Genomic DNA, 18,445 nt, shown 5'->3' with positions numbered 1-18,445 from the left:
GCCCCGTGCCGAACCGCAGGTAGCCCGTACCGGGGTGTTGCCACAACGGGAATGCATGCGGGCCGCTAGGTATTCGCCACCAGCAGCTCCTCCGCATTGTTCGGCGGGCGCAGATCATCCGTCCTGCCCGCGAAGTAGCGCCGGGCAAGATCGGCCGCCGAGACGTGCCGTGCTTCCCTGAAGCCAGCTTCGCGGGCCAGCGCCAGGATCTCCGGCGGGGTGAAGAAGCTGAGGAAAGGGGTCCCGCTTGCTCGCGCGCCCTTCTCCGCCATCTCGAGCCCGGGACGTACCTCGGGGTCCGCCAGCTCCAGCGGCAGCAGGAACGTCATGGCGAGGGTCGATCCCGGGGCGAGATCGGCGACCTGGCGCAGCGTGGCCGCGTTCGCAGCCTTGGTGAGATACATGCTGACGCCAGTGGAGACCACGATTGCCGGCTTGCTGTCATCGAAGCCGGCGGCCGCGAGCCCGTCCCGCCATCCCTCGCCCGCCTCGAAATCGACCGGCACGAAGCGCAGCCAGTCCGGGATGCCGAAACCGAGCTCCATCAGGCGCTGACGCTTCCATGCCTGAGGACCCGGCTGGTCGACCTCGAACACCCTCAGGCGGGATGCGATCTCCGGCCTGCGCTGCGCGAAGCTGTCAAGGCCGGCGCCGAGGATGACGTACTGAGCTAGCCCGCGGGCGGCCTGTTCCGCGACCAGGTCTTCGATGACGCGAGCGCGCGCCACGATCGAAGCGCGGAAGGGGCGCGTGAACTGCGGGTCCATGTCCCCGCGGCGGCGCCAGTCCTCGTCCGGGGCCAGCAGCTTGAGGCCGATCTTGTCTTCCAGCACATGCGGCGGGGCGTCGGCCTCGACATGCAGGGCGCGCCACAAGGCGACTCGCGCTGCCGTGCTGTCCGGCGCTACATCTTGCTTGTCGTTCATGACTCTCCATCCGGTTGGGCCGGGCAACAGCGCATCGCTCAAGTCGCTGCAGCGAATGTCGGCCGACGGCGGCAACAATTCATCCATTGATCGTATCATTTGCCCGGCAGACCATGGCGCGTGCGGTGCCGAATTCCATGCGATCGCCGCCGCCTGCCCCAAAACGGCGAAACTTCTGTCCCATCTTCATGTCGTTACCTGCAATCAACACGCAACCCGCGATGACATAGGACGATCGACCGATGAACATTGCAATCCTCCTCGCCCACCCCTGGTTCGGCACATGGGCAGCGGCCCTGATCGCCGTCGTCGTCGCACTGCTGGCGCATCGCCTCGGCGGCATGCTGCTGTTGCGCATTACCCGGCCCGCCCCGGTGCTGCATACGATTGTGAGGAAAGCGCGTGCCCCGGCTGAGGTGGTCTTGCCCTTGCTGGCGCTGCAGCCGGTCTGGCTGGCCGCGCCAGACGCGCTACGCTGGATCGACAGCGTGCGCCATCTCAACGGCCTGTTGCTCATTGCCGCCACCACCTGGCTTGTGGTGCGCATCATCGCCGGCTTCGCCCAGGGCATCCTGGATCGGCACCCCGTGGACGTAGCGGACAACATGAGTGCACGGCGCATTCACACGCAAACACGCGTGCTCTCGCGCACTGCGATGACCCTGGTCGTGGTGATGGGTGCGGCGATGCTGCTCATGACCTTTCCGGGGGCTAGACAAGTCGGCGCCAGCCTGCTGGCCTCGGCAGGCGTGATTGGCCTGATTGCTGGCTTGGCGGCCAAGCCCGTGTTCAGCAACCTGATTGCCGGGCTGCAGATTGCGCTGACGCAGCCTATCCGGCTCGATGACGTACTGATCATCGAAGGTGAGTGGGGCCGCGTGGAGGAGATTGCCGGCACGTATGTGGTGCTCCGGATATGGGACGAGCGCCGTCTCATCATCCCGCTGCAGTATTTCATCGAGAAGCCCTTCCAGAACTGGACCCGCAACAATGCCCAGATCACGGGATCCGTGTTCTTCCACGTCGACTACGGCATGCCGCTGGCCCCGCTGCGCAAGGAGCTGGGGCGCATCGTGCGCGCAGCGCCACAGTGGGACCAGCGCTTCGTCAATCTGGTGGTCACCGAAGCCACGGAGCGGACGATGCAGATACGCGTACTGTGCACCGCGGCCTCGTCTGGCCAGGCGTGGGATCTGCGCTGCATCGTGCGCGAAGGGCTGATCGACTTCATGCAGCGCGAATTCCCGCAGTTCCTGCCGCGACTGCGCATTGAGGGCGACGGCGGCGCGCCGCCGCGAGATACACCGTCGCCCGCCTGAGCCGCACGAGCCTCTTGAGCGCTTGGGTCAATGCTTCTACCAGTTGCTACCAGTTGCCATAGGTCGATACGATGCCACGCAGCAGCGCGTCGCGTTCCGCGCCAAGGTGGGCGCCGCTCGCGTCGCCCGACGCATCCTTGCCGACAGCGGTATGCACCACCACCAGGTTCAACGCGGGATCGACGAAGATGGCCTGCCCGTGGATGCCCAGGAGGGCAAACCGGCGGTGACTGCCGGGCAGGATCCAGGTTTGCAGGCCGTAGCCGTAGTAGGTGCTGCCGTGGTACTCCATGTGCCCTGGCCGAAATGCTTCGGGTTGCCGTGTTGCATCCGTCATCGCGAGCAGGTGGTCGCGTGATAGCACAGCGGTGCCCCTCACCAGTCCATCGGACGCCATCATCAAGCCCAGGCGAGCGTAGTCGTGCAGCGTGGCATTGAAGCCACCTTGCGCGAGCTCTTCCTGGTCGACCGGGTTCACCAGCCACGTCGCCTGCGCCTGGGCGCCGATCGGCTTCCATAGCTTCTCATCGACGTAGTCACAGAGCGTGCGGCTCGTGGCACCACGCAACACCAGCCCCAGGATTTGGGTCTGGGCCCCGGCATAGTTGAAGCGCACCCCTTCGGGATCGCTGCGCGCCGTGATCAGCCGAGCGGCCTGGGCAACGCCAGCTCGGCGCACGGCATCGTTGAACCTGGCCCGATCGTCGTGCGCCGAGTAGTCCTCGGTGTACCGGGCGCCCGAGGCCATGCGCATCAGATTCACGATTCGGGTCTGTCCGTACAGCGTGTCCTTGAGCTGAGGCGCGTAGGTCTCGGCGGTGTCATCAAGGGAACGGATGAAGCCCTCTTCCTGCGCCTTGACGATGGCCAGCGCGGTAATCGTCTTGGCCATCGAGTTGGAGAGCATCCGCATGTCAGCGGTGCGCATGTAGTTGTAGCGTTCCGCGACAATCTCGCCGTCCTTCACGACCAGAAGTCCGGTGGCGCGCTGTCGCTGCATGTAGTCGTCCAGTGTCAACTGGCGGCCACGAAAACGGTAGGTGAACGGCGTCTCGATGGCGGCCTTCTTCAGCGCAAGCGGATCGTCTGCCGGCGCGAGCGCGCAGGACGGATTGAAGCTGTCCATCGCGCTGAACGAGCCGACGCGATAGCGCTCATCAAAGGCTTGCCTCTGGCTGCGAGCCGGTGGATAGCCCTCGGCTCTGCCCAGGGATTCTTCGTCGGGGGCGGCCGCGCTAGCGCTGACGGCGAGCAAGGCAAGCAAGGCAAGCGGCGGGAAGGAGAGCAGGCGAGCGATCGTCATCACGGCAGGATGTCATTGCGATGGCAGCATATTCTCATGCCATCGAGGCAGATACGCTGAAGGCGACGGGCGGATCCTGGAGGCGTTCTTGAGCCGGCCTCCAGGCGCGACATTCGGGCGCGACATTCAGGCGGCGTACGACCCGAACTCGATATCGCGCAGGATGTCCGTGCGGGTTGGCGACCAGCCCAGCAGACGACGTGTCTTATCTGACGACATGCGCTTGTTCAACGAGAGGCTCACGCCGACCGGGCCGCCAGCGGCGTACATCTCCTCGAGCTGGAGACTCGCTGTGCGATCGCCGGCGCCGATCATGCGGCTGACGGCCGCGGCGAGCTCCCGCTGGCTGACTTCACCTGCTACGCCGTGCAGCACTGCGCCAGCGGGCGCGCCCTCGACCGCGAGACAATACAGTTCGGCTAGGTCATCCACATGAACATATCCCTGCAGCGTGCCGCCTGCTCCGAGGTGGGGCGCGACGCCTTGGGCGCGGGCCATGCGGATGAGGGCGGGCAAGTCGTAGCTGCCGCCGTTTCCATAAACGAGGCCCGGACGCATCACGATGCCCCGGATCCCCAAGGCGTTCGCCACTTCCTTCTCCGTCTCGACGCGCGCGCCCATGGCTGCGCCGAGCATTTCCACCAGCAGTGGCGGCACATTTGCCGATGCAGGCGCGAAGACCGCGGGCGGCAACGGCAGGCGCACATCTTCATCGAATACGTCGCGCGTCGCGTCGCCGCCATTGACGATGCCAAGGACCGCCGAGCCGCTGGTGAAGACCAGGGTCTTGCCCGACCCCTCGACAGCGCCAAGCATGGCGCGAATCGCGTCCCGATCCTGCGCGAACGTTTCGGCGCTGCCCGCCAGTGAGCCGATGCTTGCCGTACTGACGATCGTATCGACTCCGCTGGCCGCTCTGATCAGGCTCGCGTTGTCGGTGAAGTCGCCGGCGACAGGGGTGATTCCGGCGAGGCGAAGCCGCCCGGCGGATTCTTCCGATCGCGCGAGGCCGAAGACCTCGTGTCCACGTTTGACGAGCGCCTTGGCGGCGGCACCACCGATATAGCCGGTCGCTCCGGTCACGAGAATCTTCATTGCGTTTCTCCTTGACGAGCCGGCGTTCTTTCCTGATGTTTCATGTTCATATCCAATGAGTCTGAGCGTTAGAAGCCGCCGTCCGGATCCGGCGAATCGTTGAATTGAGCACGCTTCGCGCGCAGCTCGGCGTCCCGGTGTCGACCCTATGCACGGCCGCGTCCGATTTGCGGGTGCGGAAGCCCTGGGTTACCCGTCTCGAAGGCGAAGACGCGTGCAGGGACCGGCTGCAAGCGTCTCCGAGTGCTTTCAGCCTTGGAGCCCCATTTTTCCAGTGGCCATTGCCGCGAGGCGAACCGCGAGCGTTCGGGGAACAAAGCGCGACAACCAGGTGGCCGCTCGCACGCTTGTCCGCCCTGGGTAGGCGACCGCTTTCCTTCGATCGAAGGCCTTGAGTGTTTTTTCGACAACCGATTCCGAGCTGTCCATGTCCTTGGGCGACACCTCGGTCGACACCCCGTCAAAGAAGCTCGTTGCCGTGGGTCCTGGGCAAGCTGCCATCACATGAACGCCCGTGCCGGCAAGCTCATATTGCAGCGCTTCGCTGAAGAAAAGGACGAACGCCTTGGTGGCAGCGTAGGTGCCCATGTAAGGGAGCGGCTGAAAGCTTGCGTTGGACGCAAGATTGATGATGCCGCCCTTGCCCCGCTCGACCTGAATGCCGCGGTGCTCGAGTTCCTCGCCGATCTGAATGGCGGCGCAGGGATTGGCCAGGTCAGCGCTGGGTGGGACGCATTGGACGCTGTACCTGGCGGTAAGGTCTTGCGCCAGGGCGCGCAAAGCGTCACCAGAGCGCGCTACCAGCACCAGGTCCATGCCGCGTGCGGCAAGTGTCTCCGCGAAGACCTTCCCTAGCCCTTTCGATGCCCCTGTAATCAAAGCGGTCGAGCCACGATAAACAAACATTCTTTACCCCTTGCATAAGGATGAACTTGCATTAGCCTCGCCGACGCGTTGATCCCGGCCTGGATTGCCGGTCACGTTGCCTGGCTGGCGACGGCGGTCGGCGGCGTTCATGCAAGGCTGACGGCGTCCCGTGCCCTGTCGGGAACGTTCGCACGCGCTTCATGGGGATTCGATCGCCGATTGCTGATGTGGAACATTGTGCAAGGTCCGGCGCGCTTTGATAATTGGCCCACCGGTTGAATCATCTTCAAAAAGAACGGAAATATCGTGGAGAACCTCGGTGACATCCGGCTTTTTGTTGAAACGGCAAACCCGGGCGGGCTGTCGGCCGCAGGACGCAAGCTGGGACACTCTCCTGCGGCGGCGAGCGCACGTATTCTCAACCCGCATTCAACGATCAATCGACTTTGGGCTATGTTCCCAAAGCTCAGCCCGCAGCAGTCTCCAGCGCCGCTTCGTATTGCCCCAGGCAGGCCATGCCATTCAGCCGTGCGCGCTGCAGCAGCGCCCGTTGCGCTTGCGCCGCGTTAGCGGCTTCGCCATGCCAGGCCAGCAGGGGTGGCTCCTGCAAGGCGCGCCCGTAGGAGAAGGCCAGCCGCCAGGGCTGCGGGGCGAGCCGGTTCATGGCATCGAGATTGGCGGTGGCCTCCGTGGGCGTTTGGCCGCCGGACAGGAAGAAGATGCCCGGCACCGCCGCCGGCACCGTGCGCTTGAGCACCTGCACGGTCTGCATGGCAACCTCGGCCGGCGCCGCATGCCCGGCCTCCTTGCCGGGGAGCACCATGCTGGGTTTCAGCAGCATGTGTTCGAGCACCACCGCATGCCGGTGCAAGGCGTGAAAGACTTCGTGCAGCACGGCCTCGGTGACCTCGGCGCAACGCGCCATGGAGTGCGCGCCATCCATAAGCACCTCGGGCTCGACGATAGGCACCACGCCCGTCTCCTGGCAGATTGCGGCATAGCGTGCCAGCGCCTGCGCATTGGCCTGGATGGCAAGCCGGCCAGGCAGTTTGTCGGACACGTTGTACACCGCGCGCCACTTGGCAAAGCGCGCGCCCTGCTGGCGATAGCCGGCAAGCCGCTTGGCCAGCCCGTCGAGGCCTTCGGTGATCTCGTCGCCGGGAGCATGGGCGAGCGCGAGCTTGCCCTTGTCCACCTTGATGCCGGGCACCATGCCATGGCGCGCAGCCAGTTCTGGCAGCGGCGTGCCATCGTCGGCGCGCTGGCCCAGCGTTTCCTCGTACAGGATCACGCCGCTGATGAATTCACCAAGACCTGGTATCGACAGGAGCAGGTTGCGCCACGCCCGGCGGCTTTCCTCGCTCGATTCCACCCCGATGCGCTCGAACCGCTTGGCGATCGTCGGGCCGCTTTCGTCGGCGGCCAGCAGACCTTTGCCCGCTTGAACCAGGGCGTCCACGGTGGCTTGTAGTTCGCTTCGTGTGTCCATGATGTTACTCCGCGAAGATGACATGGGAACAAGCATTAGCTCGCACACGCAATCGCGCAAGCGAGCCGGGGGCGCGTGGCCGGTGCTTATGGTGGCCGCCCGAACGCTTCGCGCAGCTTGCCCTTGGCCTGCTCGAGCGTGGCGCGGCGCTCCCTGGGCAGGTTACGGCCGGCGCGATTGATGTAGAAGTTGAGCATCGACATCGCCGACTGGAAAGCCATGCCCTTGCGGCGCCGGCTGCTCAGGGCGGACCTCTTGAGCGAGGCGGCGATCTCCTCGGGGCTGTCCGAGGCGAAGAGATGCGGTTCGAGGTCCAGCGCGTTGCTGCGCCCGGTCACATCCTGCGACCAGCGCCGCACGGTCCCGGCGCTAGTACTGGCGCGGCCCTTTGCCGGCCGGCGAGTGGATTTCGTGGCGGCCATCTCTGGTCCTCCCACAATTTCATCGGCATCCATCAAGCCTAGGCAACTTTTCGCCGTCTTGGCCGCTCCGGGGGGCTGCAAGACGCGGTACCGCCAGCGGCATGCCCTATCGGCGAGGCCGCCACGCCAGGAGCCGAACCGTGTCGAATGACGTCGATGTGCGTATAAGCGCGTATAAGCGCGCATAAGGGGATAAGTGCGCTGTCGATAACAGCACCACGTCGACGTGGCGGTGACCGTGCTGGCGGGTCACCCCGTGCTAGGATAAAAGCCCCCCAGCAGCCACCCCAGGCCCATGACCACCCTCTACGCGACCCTCGGCGTGCAATCGGATGCCACCCTGGACGAGATCAAGCGCGCCTACCGCCGTGCCGCGATGAAGTGGCACCCCGACCGCAACCTTGGCCGCGAGGCGGAGGCGCACGGGGTATTCCAGGAAATCCGCGATGCCTACGCCATTCTTTCCGATGCCGTGCAGCGCCAGATCTACGACGAAGTATTCGAGCGGGAGATGCGGCGCTGCCAGGCCGAGCGCGAGGCGCAGGAAGAACAGGAGCGCGAGACCCAACGCGAGGCCCAGCGCGTCGCGCAGGAACACTACGAGAAGATGGTCGCCATCGCGATGCGCTTTGCCGATGACGGCCACAACCGCGACGTCATCTTCGGCGTGCTGCTCGGCCGGGACTGCGACGTGGAACTGGCGGCACGCATCGCGGACAGCGCATGGGCCTTGGAGGCGTCGCGGCGGGCAAGCGCGCCGGCCGCAGACGCGCCTGACACCGGGGCTGCCCCGACGCCCGGCGGGGCGGAGGCGTCAAACCCCGACGAGGTGACGCGGCCCAGGCGTCACCCCGGCGCCTTCGATTCGTTCTGGCACGGCTTGTTCGGCATCCGCTCGTAGCGGAGGGAGCGCGGACATGCCGATGCGGAAGAATCCGAGCCAGTGCCCGGCTGGCCAAGGCCAAGACCAAGACATTGGCTATGGCACTCGGCGATATGGGCATCCAAGTCAATCCCCTCTCACTCGGCGGCACTCTGTATCCGGCAGGCAGCGAATCACCCAGCCAGCATCGCCATCATCTGTGCATTGAAGCCATTGACCATGTCGTGTTCACCGGGACCGGGGTTGCCGCGGAACAGCTTGGCGCCTTCAACCAGAATCTCATCTGCATCGGTTCCGAGGACAGCGATCGTTTCGTCGATGAACGCTTCAAGCGGCATCGCTTGTTCGGCTTCGCGGCTGTTCATGAGGTCCGTGCGTACCCAAGGCGGTGCGATCTCGAGTACGCGAACCTTCGTGTCCCGCAGCATGAAGCGCTGCGAGAGGATGTACGAATGAAGCGCCGCCTTGGTCGACGAGTACACGGCAGTCACAGCCAACGGCACGAAAGCCAGCACCGAGCTGGTATAGGCGACGACAGCATCGTTCCTGGTCTTGAGGTGATCGATCAACGCGGACGTCATGCGGATCGGCCCCATGAGGTTGGTCGTGATGGTGGACACCATCAGCGCGTCATCGATCTGGCCACCCGCCTGGTCCGGCTGCATGACACCGGCGTTATTGATCAGCACGTTGAGATCGGGATAGTCCGCGATCAACTGCGCCGCTACCCGTTCGATGCTGGCGGCATCGGTGATGTCGAGCTCGACCGCGGCGATGCCAGGGTTCGCAGCCACCACCTCGTCCAGGTGGCTGCGCCGGCGGCCGCCGACGATGACCTTGTTGCCGCGCTTGTGGAGCGCCTCGGCTAGCCCGCGGCCAATGCCCGAACCGCCGCCCGTGATGAAGATCGTGTTTCCGGTGAGTTTCATGATCGTTTCCTTGCTGATGGTTCAGTGATTGACGCTTGCGTGCTCAGGCCGGGAACCGGTCGCCGAACATCGGCAGGCCGCTCACGGATTGCGCCTGGGTCGCTTCGTCCTGAAGGACGTCCCAGTGCTCGGCGAGTTTGCCGTCTTCGAAACGGATGACGTCGGCTGCAATCCACGCGGCGGGTCTGCCCATTCCCGAAAAGCGGCCATGCGCGATGACATAGTCACCCTCGGCCAGGATCAGCTGGTTTTCATAGCGCAAGGTATCGGGCAGCGTGCGGATCAGATCGAACAGGCCTGCGCGTCCCGGCGCGATATGTGCGCTGTGCTGAATGTAGCGATCGGACCAGAAGCGCTCTGCTGCAACGTAGTCGCGCTTGTTGAACAGGGTGTCGAACGCTTCCAGCACAAGCGCCTTGTTCTGTTCAGGGGTTGTCTTCGTCATGTTGCGTTCCTCTTTGAAGAGCCGGGCGGCGACGCGGCCAGGCGTCGGGTAGTTGTTGTGTCCGTGCTGCGTGGACGTTTGAGTCAAGTGGGTTATACTTAACACAATGGTGACTGACATTGTCACGCGATGGATTGTGGCGACTCGTCTCGGCAATGTCAATGGTGATCGACATTGTATTTTCGATGGGTCTTATTGGGCCGTTGGCGGCCGAAGAGAGGGGGAATGGGTGTTTCCAAGCAGCAGGCGATTGAAAACCGGCACGCGATCGTGGCAGCCGCCGAGAAGCTGTTTCGCGAGCGCGGCGTCGATGCGGTCGGGCTCGCCGAGCTGATGAAGGCGGCGGGCTTTACGCAGGGCGGTTTCTACAACCACTTCAAATCAAAGGACGCGCTGGTCGCCGCGGTGATGGACAAGGCCATGGAGGATGGTGGAGATGCGTTTGCCTCGATAATCGAAGCCGCCAGATCGGCTGGCGCCGACCCGGTCAAGCAACAGATTCAGTGGTATCTATCCCCCGAGCATCGCGCGAGTATCGATGCGGGTTGCCCCTTGTCGGGTTTTGTAGGCGACGCCCGCCGGCTGGGCGAAGCGGCGCGCGACGCTTACGCGGAAGGTCTCGCGGGGAACCTCGAACGATTCACCAGAGTCATCGAAGAGACGGATGGGACCAAAGAAGGTAGCCGCAGGAAGGCGATCACGCTGTTCAGCCAAATGGTTGGCACGTTGCTGCTTTCGCGTGCTGTTGCCGACATTGACCCGGCGCTCGCGGATGAGATTCTTGATGAGGGCCGCCAGCATCTGCTCACCGCCGTGGATGCGCAACCCGCAATCCGATCACGTGGCCACTCGCGCCGAGGGTAGCGCAATGTCCGTTCGGGCTTGGAGAGCGGCCATTGGGTCGCTGCCCAAAGCCTGCGCCTATTGGCCAGGAAGGGACCTCGGCCAAGCCCACCAGGACAAACATGCTATCTCGCAAGCGCATCTTGCACTCCAATTCAGAATTTTCGGGCGGACGTGAGAGTCACGGAATTCCTCTCACCTCGTTCCTGTCCAAAAAATCGTCAGGCGTTCTCGCCCTCGCTGCAGACATCGAACTCTCCGCTACGCCTCCCATCGCCGGACATCGCTACGCGATCGATTTTTCGCTGCTCAATGCTGCGTTCCGGCGGCGCCGACGGACCGGTTCGATCCCAGCCGGCGAGAGTACGGACTGATTCTGCGGATTTCCGATAGACCAACAGCCTGTTTTTCCTTATCCTTGCTCATGGTGGATTGTTGCTGGTTTCAGACTTCGACAATCAGATTCTCAGTTGAAACCTCCACCGCCTTCAACTCCCTGCCTCGACTCCCCGCCCGCACACCACGTTCGACTTTAGCTCATGACCACGAAAATCATCCTGTTGCGCGGCCTTACGCCGACGGGCAAGAACAAGGTGTTGATGGCGCCGCTGCGCGCGGCACTAGAAGAAGCCGGACTGAAAAACGTGAGGACGTATATCCAGAGCGGGAATGTCATCGCATCCACGAAGTTGGTCCAATCCGCCCTTGAAGGCCTTGTTCACGGTGTCATCAAGGAACACTTTGGCGGCGACATCAAAGTCCTGGTCAGGTCGGTGCCATTCTTCAAAGACGTGATCGAGAAAAACCCTTTCAAGGATGCCGACCCTGCGAAGCTGTACTTCACGCTTCTCTCGTCCAAGCCGGATGATGTCTTGCTCGAAGAGTTCCATTCTGTTGGGCATGCACCGGACCAGGTGCAAGTAATCGATGACATGGCTTACGTGCTATGCGCCACGAAGTACAGCGATCTGAAGGCCAACAACAACTTCATCGAGAGAAAACTCAAGGTGCCCGCGACAACTCGTAATTTCAATACGATCTCAAAGCTCATTGCGCTGGGTAGTGTCTGACACTCCATTCGTTGCGGCCCCGCTTCTGTATGGGCGGTTGAATCAGGCGGTAGGTGCTTGATCCGAATGTCTCCGTACTCAGCCAGTGCCGTCAATTCTTAGCAGGCCGCTGCAGACGCTCAGACAGTCTCAGGGGCTCATGACACATCGAACACTATGCGGTGAGGCGAGCGAGGGCTGAAGCACTCGCTCGCGTGGCCGCTCAGTAGAGCAGCGCGCTCAGGTCGGCCTTCTTACCGGCCGTTTCACGTCCACCACCCGCGCGTTGCTGCGCAAGCGCCGTCGTTCCCGCATACGTGGCCCGCTCGCCCAACTCGGTTTCGATCAGCAGTATCCGGTTGTACTTCGCCACACGATCCGAGCGGCAGAGTGAGCCAGTCTTGATTTGGATGGCCGAAGTCCCTACCGCGATATCGGCAATCGTTGTGTCTTCCGTCTCGCCGGAGCGATGGGATACGACCGCTGTGTATCCTGCCGCAGCAGCCATCGAGATAGCTGCCAAGGTCTCGGTGAGGGTCCCGATCTGATTCGGCTTGATCAGGATGGAGTTGGCGATCCCCTCCCTGATGCCTCTCTCCAGGATGGCGGTATTGGTGACGAACAGGTCATCGCCCACAAGCTGAATGCGTTCTCCAAGCGTCTGCGTCAGCAGCTTCCATCCTGCCCAGTCGTCTTCTGCCATGCCATCCTCGATCGTGACGATGGGGTAGCTTTTCGCCAGTGTGGCGAGATAGTCGCAGAAGCCGCTGGCGTCGAAGCGCTTGGCTTCGGAGGCCAGGCTATATACCCCGTTTTCGTAGAGTTCCGAACTGGCGACGTCCAGCCCAAGTGCGATATCGGGGCCAACCCGATAGCCGGCGAGCTCGATTGCGCTGATGATCGCTTCTAGCGCAGCCTCATTGGAGGGGAGATCAGGAGCGAACCCGCCCTCGTCACCCACGGCGGTAGAGAGGCCGCGTTTTCGCAGCACGCTCTTGAGCGAGTGAAATACCTCTGCGCCCCACCGGATCGCCTCGGCAAATGACGTGGCGCCTACCGGCAAGATCATGAACTCTTGTATGTCGACGTTGTTGTCCGCGTGGGCGCCTCCGTTGATCACATTCATCATCGGTACTGGGAGCACGAAGCGGTCGGCCGCCGAGAAGCGTCTGTACAAGGGCACCCGCTGGGATGCAGCCGCTGCCCTGGCGGTGGCGAGCGACACCGCTAAGAGCGCATTCGCGCCCATGCGGGATTTCGTCTCCGTACCGTCCGCTTGCAGGAGCAAACCATCCACGGCCGCCTGGTCCGCCGCGTCGCAACCGACCAGCGTTGCGCTCAGGTCTTCGCTGACGTGTTTGACGGCCTGCCGGACACCTTTGCCACCGTAGCGAGCTGGGTCATTGTCCCGGAGTTCCAGCGCTTCCCGGCTGCCGGTGGAGGCGCCCGAGGGTGCGGCCGCATATCCGCAGGCGCCATCGGCCAGTGTCACCTCTGCGGCTACCGTAGGATTGCCACGGGAGTCCAATACCTCGAAGCCTCGAATGGATCGGATGACGGTCATGATGAATGCCTCAAATAGTGATGTCGCGGGTGCCGAGGGTTTTCAGGCGGCTGGCTGGCCGAGCGTTGCGATGCGAAGCAGGTTGGTCGTGCCAGGCGTGCCAAAGGGCATGCCCGCAGAGATCACGATGACCTGCCCCGAAGTGGCAAAGCCCTCGCTCTCGGCTGTGTCGCAAGCGTAGGTCGTCATTTCGGTCACGCTTTCCACCTCATGGATGACGACCGCATGCACGCCCCAGACGAGTGCCATGGCGCGCGCAGCATGTAGATTGGGGGTCATGCCGATGATGGGAGCCTCGGGACGCTCGCGAGACATGCGCATGGCGGAATAGCCTGAGCTTGTGTAAGCCACGGTGGTGGCTACGTGGAGAAGCCCGGCTACGCGGCGCATTGCGCTGCCGATGGCGTTGGCGATGTCCGGCTCCGGCGGGGTCTGCGATGCCTCCATGACCTCCCTGTAGTACGGGTCCGCCTCCGTCTGCACAATGATGCTGTTCATCATCTGCACGGCTTCGACGGGGTATTTGCCGGAAGCGGATTCCGCGGAGAGCATGACGGCGTCGGCGCCATCGTAGATGGCCGTGGCCACGTCGGAAGCTTCGGCGCGCGTCGGTACGGGCGAGCTCACCATGGATTCCAGCATCTGCGTGGCGACAATGACGGGCTTGCCCGCCTTGCGGCAAGCCTGCACGATGCGCTTCTGAATGGATGGCACCTGCTCGGCGGGCATTTCGACCCCAAGATCGCCGCGGGCGACCATCACCGCGTCGGTTTCGGCGACGATGGCATGCAACTCCGCGATGGCCGCCGGCTTCTCCAGCTTGGCGACGATGCTGGCCCGGTTTCCGACAATCTGCTTGATCTCGCGAATATCCTCCGCGCGCTGGACAAAGGACAAGGCGATCCAGTCGACCCCGAGCGACAAGCCATAGTCCAGGTCTTCGCGGTCCTTCGCGGTCAAGGCCGACAGCGGCAGCACGACGCCTGGCACGTTGACGCCCTTGCGGTCGGACAGCACCCCACCGTCGATCACTTCGGTCTCGGCATGGTCCGGCCCGAATGCCTTTACCCGGAGGCGAAGCTTCCCATCATCGAGCAACAGGTCGGTCTCCGCTTTCAGCGCCGCGAAGATCTCGGGATGGGGCAGCGCAACCCGGCTCGCGTCACCCGGACGGTCCTTGTCCATGTCAAGCCGGAACGTCTGGCCTTGCACGAGCGTAACGGGACCGTTCCCAAACTGGCCCACGCGCAACTTTGGCCCTTGCAGGTCCAGCAAGATGCCGATTGGCCGTCCCAGTTCCGTCTCCAGATCCCTGATGAGGTGGAGGCGTGCCTTGTGGTCGGCATGCGTGCCGTGGCTGAAGTTCAGCCGGAAAACGTCGGCGCCGGCCATGAACAGGCGGCGAAGGCTTGCCGCATCGCTGCTGGCCGGTCCGACGGTGGCGACAATCTTGGCATTTCGAGTGCGGCGCATGATCTAGCATCCTTTTCCGGCCGGGCTGGTAATCAGCATGGCGCGAAAATCGTTGACGTTGGTAAGAGTGGGGCCCGTGACGATGGCGTCGCCAAGCGCCTCGAAGAAAGTGTGGCCGTCGTTGTCGGAGAGAAAGGCGTGCGGCGCCATCTCTGCCTGCCAGGCTCGCGAAAGCGTCGTGGGATCGGCGTATGCCCCCGCGATCTCTTCTATGCCATCCACGCCATCCGTATCGGCTGCCAGTGCGAAGACACCGGGGTGGCCGTCCAGCGCAATGGCCAGAGAGAGCAGGAATTCCACATTGCGCCCGCCGCGGCCATTGCCCTTCACCGTGACGGTGGTCTCGCCCCCTGACAGGAGCACGCACGGCAGTTGGAATGGCGCGGTCCCCTGCGCGGCCTGAAAGGCGATGCCGGCCATCACCTTGCCCACGTCGGCAGCCTCGCCTTCGATGCGGTCCCCCAGTACATAGGGCTGGATGCCCGCGGCCGCCGCTGCCTGCGCCGCGGCGGCAAGGGAGATTGCTGGCGTCGCGATCATGTGCACCTCGCTGTGCGCGAGCCGTTCATCGCCAGGCTTGATGGACTCCCCGCCGCCGGACCCCAGGAGACGCTCTGCGCTGGCCGGGAGGAGGATCCCGTAGCGCCGGACGATATCCAGCGCGTCCTGGCACGTCGTCGCGTCGCATACCGTTGGCCCGGAAGCGATATTGACCGGATCGTCGCCAGGTACGTCTGAAATCAACAGCGTCACCACGCGAGCCGGATGGCACGCCGCGGCAAGCCTTCCACCTTTAATGCTGGATAGATGCCGCCGCACGCAGTTCATCTCCGAGATGGTCGCGCCGCTGGCCAGGAGCGCCTGGTTGACGGCGCGCTTCTCGTCCAGGCTGATGCCGGCAAGCGGAAGGCTAAGCAGTGAGGAGCCCCCGCCGGAAATCAGGCAGATGACCAGATCGTCTTCGGACAGTCCCGAGATCATGTCCAGCATGCGAACCGCGGCGCCCTGGCCAGCCGCGTCGGGCACCGGATGCGCGGCTTCGACCACTTCGATGCGCGAGGTCGGCGCGGCGTGGCCGTACCGCGTCACGACCAGGCCGGCCAATGGGCCTGGCCATGCGCGTTCCAGCGCCCGCGCCATGCTGGCGGCTGCCTTGCCGGCCCCGACGACGATGGTGCGACCGACCGGCGGCTCGGGTAATGCGCACGCCAGGCAGTCCTGCGGGTCCGCTGCGGATACGGCAGTCCGGAAGAGCGACTCCAGGAATGCCTTGGGGTTTTCAATGATGGCGTGTTTCACGATGCGTTACCTGTTTCCGTTCCGGCTTCAAGCGCTCTTGCGGGCGTCGGCTGCATAGTTGGGCTGCAACGGCACCAGCGGGATCGGTTCCTGAGCGACACCCTCATAGAGTTCCTCCAGGTCTTCGGGGTCGACTTCGCCATTGAGCACGCGTTGGACACGGTCCTCATCGAGTGCGCCGACCCACTTGGCAATCGCCATGGTCGCAACCGCGTTGCCGATGGTGTTGGTAATGGCGCGCGCCTCCGACATGAAACGGTCCACGCCAAGCAAGAGCACCATGCCGGCCACCGGAATCTTCCCCAGCGACGCGAGCGTTGCGGCCAGGGTGATGAAGCCCGAGCCGGTGATGCCCGCGGAGCCCTTCGACGTCAGCAGCAGCACGCCGAGCACGACGAACTGGTCGGTGAGGGTCAAGGGCGTGTTGGTGGCTTGTGCGATAAAGATCGCGGCCATGGTGTAGTAGATGCACTGGCCATCGGGGTTGAAGGTAAGCCCCGCCGGCACCACCAGCCCAACGACGGGCTTCGACACGCCAACGTTTTCCAGCTTGCGCATCAACTGCGGGATAACGGATTCCGACGAGCTCGTACCCAGCACGGTCAGGATTTCGTCCTTGATGTACTTCAGGAACTTCAGCAAGCTGAACCCGCAGGCGCGGCAGATTGCACCCAGCACGATCAGCACGAACAGCGCGCAGGTCCCGTACATGGTGGCAACCAGCTTGCCCAGCGACGCGATGGAGCCAAATCCGTATTTGCCTACCGTGAAGGACATCGCGCCGAACGCGGCGATCGGCGCGAAGCGCATGATCATGCCGACGACCGCGAACATGGCGTTGGCGAACGAGTCCAGCGCGGCGACGAACGGCTTGCCGCGTTCGCCCAGGTGTGCCAGCGCCACGCCCATGAATACCGAGAACACGAGGATCTGCAGGATGTCGTTCTTGGCGAGCGCATCGACGATGCTCATCGGCACGAGGCTGAGCAGGAAGTCCATGATGCCTTCGTGCTTGACCTGTGCCGTATAGGCGGCAATGCTCTTTGTGTCGAGCGTCGCCGGGTCGACGTTCATGCCATGCCCAGGCTGAACCACATTGACGACGATCACGCCGAGCAGCAACGCGAACGTCGACAGCACTTCGAAGTACAGCAGCGCACGCCAGCCCACCCTGCCGAGATCCTTCATGCTTTCCATCTTGGCGATGCCGAGCACAACGGTCGCAAAGATGATGGGTGCAAACACCATCTTGATGAGGCGAATGAAGATATCGCCAAGTGGTTTGAGCTCGCTGCCGATATGGGGCATGAAGATACCCAGCAGGATGCCCGCCGCCACGGCAATGAGCACCTGAACATACAGTGAGCCTATGAGTCGCCTTTTCATGATGTCTCCTGTGGCGACGCACTTGCAGCGCAGCCTGTCTTGCCTTCATCAACCGGATGCGGCCGACGCCTGCGCGACGGCCGTGCCTCTTGGTCAGTCCATGCTGACGTGCGCTTCCTTGACGAGCTTGCCGAAGCGGGTGACTTCGTCCTTGATCTGGGCCGTCATCTGGGCCGGGGTGTTGCCGACCGGCTCTGCGCCGATGGCAGCGAATTGTTTCTTCACATCGGGCAGTGCCAGGGCCTTGGCGATTTCAGTGCTAAGCCTGTTCACGATCTCAGGCGGCGTTCCGGTAAGGGCAAGGATGCCGAACCAGGAGGCGATGTCGAAGCCGGGCAAGCCGGATTCGGCAAGGGTAGGCACATCCGGCAGTGCGGAAGAGCGCTTGGCCGTGGCGACCGCCAGCGGCTTGAGCTTGCCCGCCTTGATGTAAGGCAGCGCGGACGACGCGGTGTCAAACATCATCGATACCTGGCCGCCCATCAGGTCAGTGATGGCCGGGGCGCTCCCCTTGTAGGGAACGTGGACGATGTTGGTGCCGGTCTGTGCCTTGAATTGCTCGCCGATGAGGTGATGGGCCGTGCCGTTGCCATTGGACGCGTAGGTCAGCTTTCCGGGATTGGCCTTGGCATAGGCGACCAACTCCTGCACGTTCTTGGCCGGAAAGCTCGGGCTGACGACGAGCACGTTCGGCACGATGGCAACGACGGAGACCGGCGTCAGATCCTTTTGGAAGTCGTAAGAGAGCTTTCTGTAGACGTTCGGCGCGATGGTGTGGTGAACCGCGCCCATGAGCAGTGTGTAGCCATCTGGCGCGGACTTCGCGGCGGCGTCCGCGCCGATGGTTGCACCAGCGCCCGGCCGGTTTTCGATGATGACGGGCTGGCCTAGCGCCTGCGTGAGCTTTTGTCCCACGGCGCGGGCAAGGACGTCGGTGGTGCCCCCCGGGGGAAACGGGACAATGAGGCGAATGGGCTTGGTGGGATATGCCTGGGCGAAAGCGGTGCCGGCGCCGAGAGCGAGGGCGAACGCAGCCACCGCAGTCCGGATAACGGATTGCATGCCTGTCTCCTGATGGCATTCTTGATTGGCCGGCCCACTCAGGGCCGACTCGGTGCGGGGCACCTGTGCCGGTGCTAGCCCGCTAGCTGTT

The 18,445-nt window shown here is 63.5% G+C and carries 18 protein-coding genes and 1 pseudogene; 5 read left to right on the top strand and 14 right to left on the bottom strand.

The features are described from left to right. Positions 1-65: 65 nt before the first annotated feature. Together ACGLHR_RS17440 and ACGLHR_RS17435 are read right to left on the bottom strand one after the other, a co-directional pair. Positions 66-926: a class I SAM-dependent methyltransferase gene (locus ACGLHR_RS17440; protein ID WP_400095494.1), complete on the bottom strand. Its 861-nt coding sequence runs from the start codon at positions 924-926 to the stop codon at positions 66-68. Between the two features lie 79 nt (positions 927-1,005). Continuing rightward, complete coding sequence (locus ACGLHR_RS17435; protein ID WP_400095493.1) at positions 1,006-1,176, bottom strand: hypothetical protein; 171 nt, start codon at positions 1,174-1,176, stop codon at positions 1,006-1,008. Here ACGLHR_RS17435 and ACGLHR_RS17430 point away from each other — a divergent pair. Next, a complete protein-coding gene (locus ACGLHR_RS17430) occupies positions 1,169-2,245 on the top strand; it encodes a mechanosensitive ion channel family protein (RefSeq protein WP_400095492.1) in 1,077 nt (358 codons plus the stop codon). The genes ACGLHR_RS17435 and ACGLHR_RS17430 overlap by 8 nt on opposite strands. A gap of 46 nt (positions 2,246-2,291) precedes the next feature. Here the strand turns inward: ACGLHR_RS17430 and ACGLHR_RS17425 are convergent, their stop codons facing one another. The 3 genes from ACGLHR_RS17425 to ACGLHR_RS17415 all read right to left on the bottom strand — a co-directional run bounded on the left by ACGLHR_RS17425 (position 2,292) and on the right by ACGLHR_RS17415 (position 5,549). Beyond that, positions 2,292-3,548: a serine hydrolase domain-containing protein gene (locus tag ACGLHR_RS17425; protein WP_400095528.1), complete on the bottom strand. Its 1,257-nt coding sequence runs from the start codon at positions 3,546-3,548 to the stop codon at positions 2,292-2,294. A gap of 126 nt (positions 3,549-3,674) precedes the next feature. Continuing rightward, entirely contained in the window at positions 3,675-4,643 is a 969-nt protein-coding gene (locus ACGLHR_RS17420) for an NAD-dependent epimerase/dehydratase family protein (RefSeq protein ID WP_400095491.1), read from the bottom strand. A 249-nt stretch (positions 4,644-4,892) separates the two neighbouring features. After that, positions 4,893-5,549 carry an SDR family NAD(P)-dependent oxidoreductase gene (locus ACGLHR_RS17415; RefSeq protein ID WP_400095490.1) on the bottom strand — a complete coding sequence of 219 codons (657 nt, stop codon included), beginning with the start codon at positions 5,547-5,549 and terminating at the stop codon, positions 4,893-4,895. A 267-nt stretch (positions 5,550-5,816) separates the two neighbouring features. Here ACGLHR_RS17415 and ACGLHR_RS17410 point away from each other — a divergent pair. Further along, positions 5,817-5,927, top strand: a pseudogene (locus tag ACGLHR_RS17410) (LysR family transcriptional regulator); the annotation flags it as partial. Between the two features lie 49 nt (positions 5,928-5,976). On the opposite strand, the gene ACGLHR_RS17405 reads toward ACGLHR_RS17410, so the two are convergent. Together ACGLHR_RS17405 and ACGLHR_RS17400 are read right to left on the bottom strand one after the other, a co-directional pair. Continuing rightward, entirely contained in the window at positions 5,977-6,999 is a 1,023-nt protein-coding gene (locus tag ACGLHR_RS17405) for a class I fructose-bisphosphate aldolase (RefSeq protein ID WP_400095489.1), read from the bottom strand. Positions 7,000-7,085: 86 nt separating this feature from the next. Beyond that, complete coding sequence (locus tag ACGLHR_RS17400; protein ID WP_400095488.1) at positions 7,086-7,421, bottom strand: DUF3175 domain-containing protein; 336 nt, start codon at positions 7,419-7,421, stop codon at positions 7,086-7,088. A 295-nt stretch (positions 7,422-7,716) separates the two neighbouring features. Here ACGLHR_RS17400 and ACGLHR_RS17395 point away from each other — a divergent pair, with 295 nt between their 5' ends. Next, on the top strand, positions 7,717-8,322 hold the full coding sequence (locus ACGLHR_RS17395) for a J domain-containing protein (protein WP_400095486.1): 606 nt from the start codon (positions 7,717-7,719) through the stop codon (positions 8,320-8,322). Positions 8,323-8,477: 155 nt separating this feature from the next. Here ACGLHR_RS17395 and ACGLHR_RS17390 read toward each other — a convergent pair whose 3' ends face one another. Next, positions 8,478-9,233: an SDR family oxidoreductase gene (locus tag ACGLHR_RS17390; protein WP_400095484.1), complete on the bottom strand. Its 756-nt coding sequence runs from the start codon at positions 9,231-9,233 to the stop codon at positions 8,478-8,480. A gap of 43 nt (positions 9,234-9,276) precedes the next feature. Continuing rightward, positions 9,277-9,678, bottom strand: a complete 402-nt coding sequence (locus tag ACGLHR_RS17385) for a nuclear transport factor 2 family protein (RefSeq protein ID WP_400095482.1) — start codon at positions 9,676-9,678, stop codon at positions 9,277-9,279. 225 nt (positions 9,679-9,903) lie between these two features. Here ACGLHR_RS17385 and ACGLHR_RS17380 point away from each other — a divergent pair, with 225 nt between their 5' ends. Then, positions 9,904-10,542 carry a TetR/AcrR family transcriptional regulator gene (locus ACGLHR_RS17380; RefSeq protein ID WP_400095480.1) on the top strand — a complete coding sequence of 213 codons (639 nt, stop codon included), beginning with the start codon at positions 9,904-9,906 and terminating at the stop codon, positions 10,540-10,542. A 518-nt stretch (positions 10,543-11,060) separates the two neighbouring features. Beyond that, entirely contained in the window at positions 11,061-11,591 is a 531-nt protein-coding gene (locus tag ACGLHR_RS17375; RefSeq protein WP_400095478.1) for a DUF1697 domain-containing protein, read from the top strand. 202 nt (positions 11,592-11,793) lie between these two features. Here the strand turns inward: ACGLHR_RS17375 and eno are convergent, their stop codons facing one another. The 5 genes from eno to ACGLHR_RS17350 all read right to left on the bottom strand — a co-directional run bounded on the left by eno (position 11,794) and on the right by ACGLHR_RS17350 (position 18,354). Continuing rightward, positions 11,794-13,134 carry a phosphopyruvate hydratase gene (gene eno, locus ACGLHR_RS17370; RefSeq protein ID WP_400095477.1) on the bottom strand — a complete coding sequence of 447 codons (1,341 nt, stop codon included), beginning with the start codon at positions 13,132-13,134 and terminating at the stop codon, positions 11,794-11,796. Positions 13,135-13,176: 42 nt separating this feature from the next. Continuing rightward, positions 13,177-14,607: a pyruvate kinase gene (pyk, locus tag ACGLHR_RS17365; RefSeq protein ID WP_400095475.1), complete on the bottom strand. Its 1,431-nt coding sequence runs from the start codon at positions 14,605-14,607 to the stop codon at positions 13,177-13,179. A 3-nt stretch (positions 14,608-14,610) separates the two neighbouring features. Beyond that, entirely contained in the window at positions 14,611-15,906 is a 1,296-nt protein-coding gene (locus ACGLHR_RS17360; RefSeq protein ID WP_400095473.1) for a glycerate kinase, read from the bottom strand. A gap of 27 nt (positions 15,907-15,933) precedes the next feature. Then, positions 15,934-17,292: a dicarboxylate/amino acid:cation symporter gene (locus ACGLHR_RS17355; RefSeq protein ID WP_400095472.1), complete on the bottom strand. Its 1,359-nt coding sequence runs from the start codon at positions 17,290-17,292 to the stop codon at positions 15,934-15,936. 93 nt (positions 17,293-17,385) lie between these two features. Next, complete coding sequence (locus tag ACGLHR_RS17350; protein ID WP_400095471.1) at positions 17,386-18,354, bottom strand: tripartite tricarboxylate transporter substrate binding protein; 969 nt, start codon at positions 18,352-18,354, stop codon at positions 17,386-17,388. Between the last annotated feature and the right edge of the window lie 91 nt (positions 18,355-18,445).

It is taken from the genome of Cupriavidus sp. CuC1 (assembly GCF_044627735.1).
GTDB classification, from domain to species: Bacteria; Pseudomonadota; Gammaproteobacteria; order Burkholderiales; family Burkholderiaceae; genus Cupriavidus; species Cupriavidus ulmosensis.
This window is presented reverse-complemented; position numbering and strand designations above follow the sequence as displayed.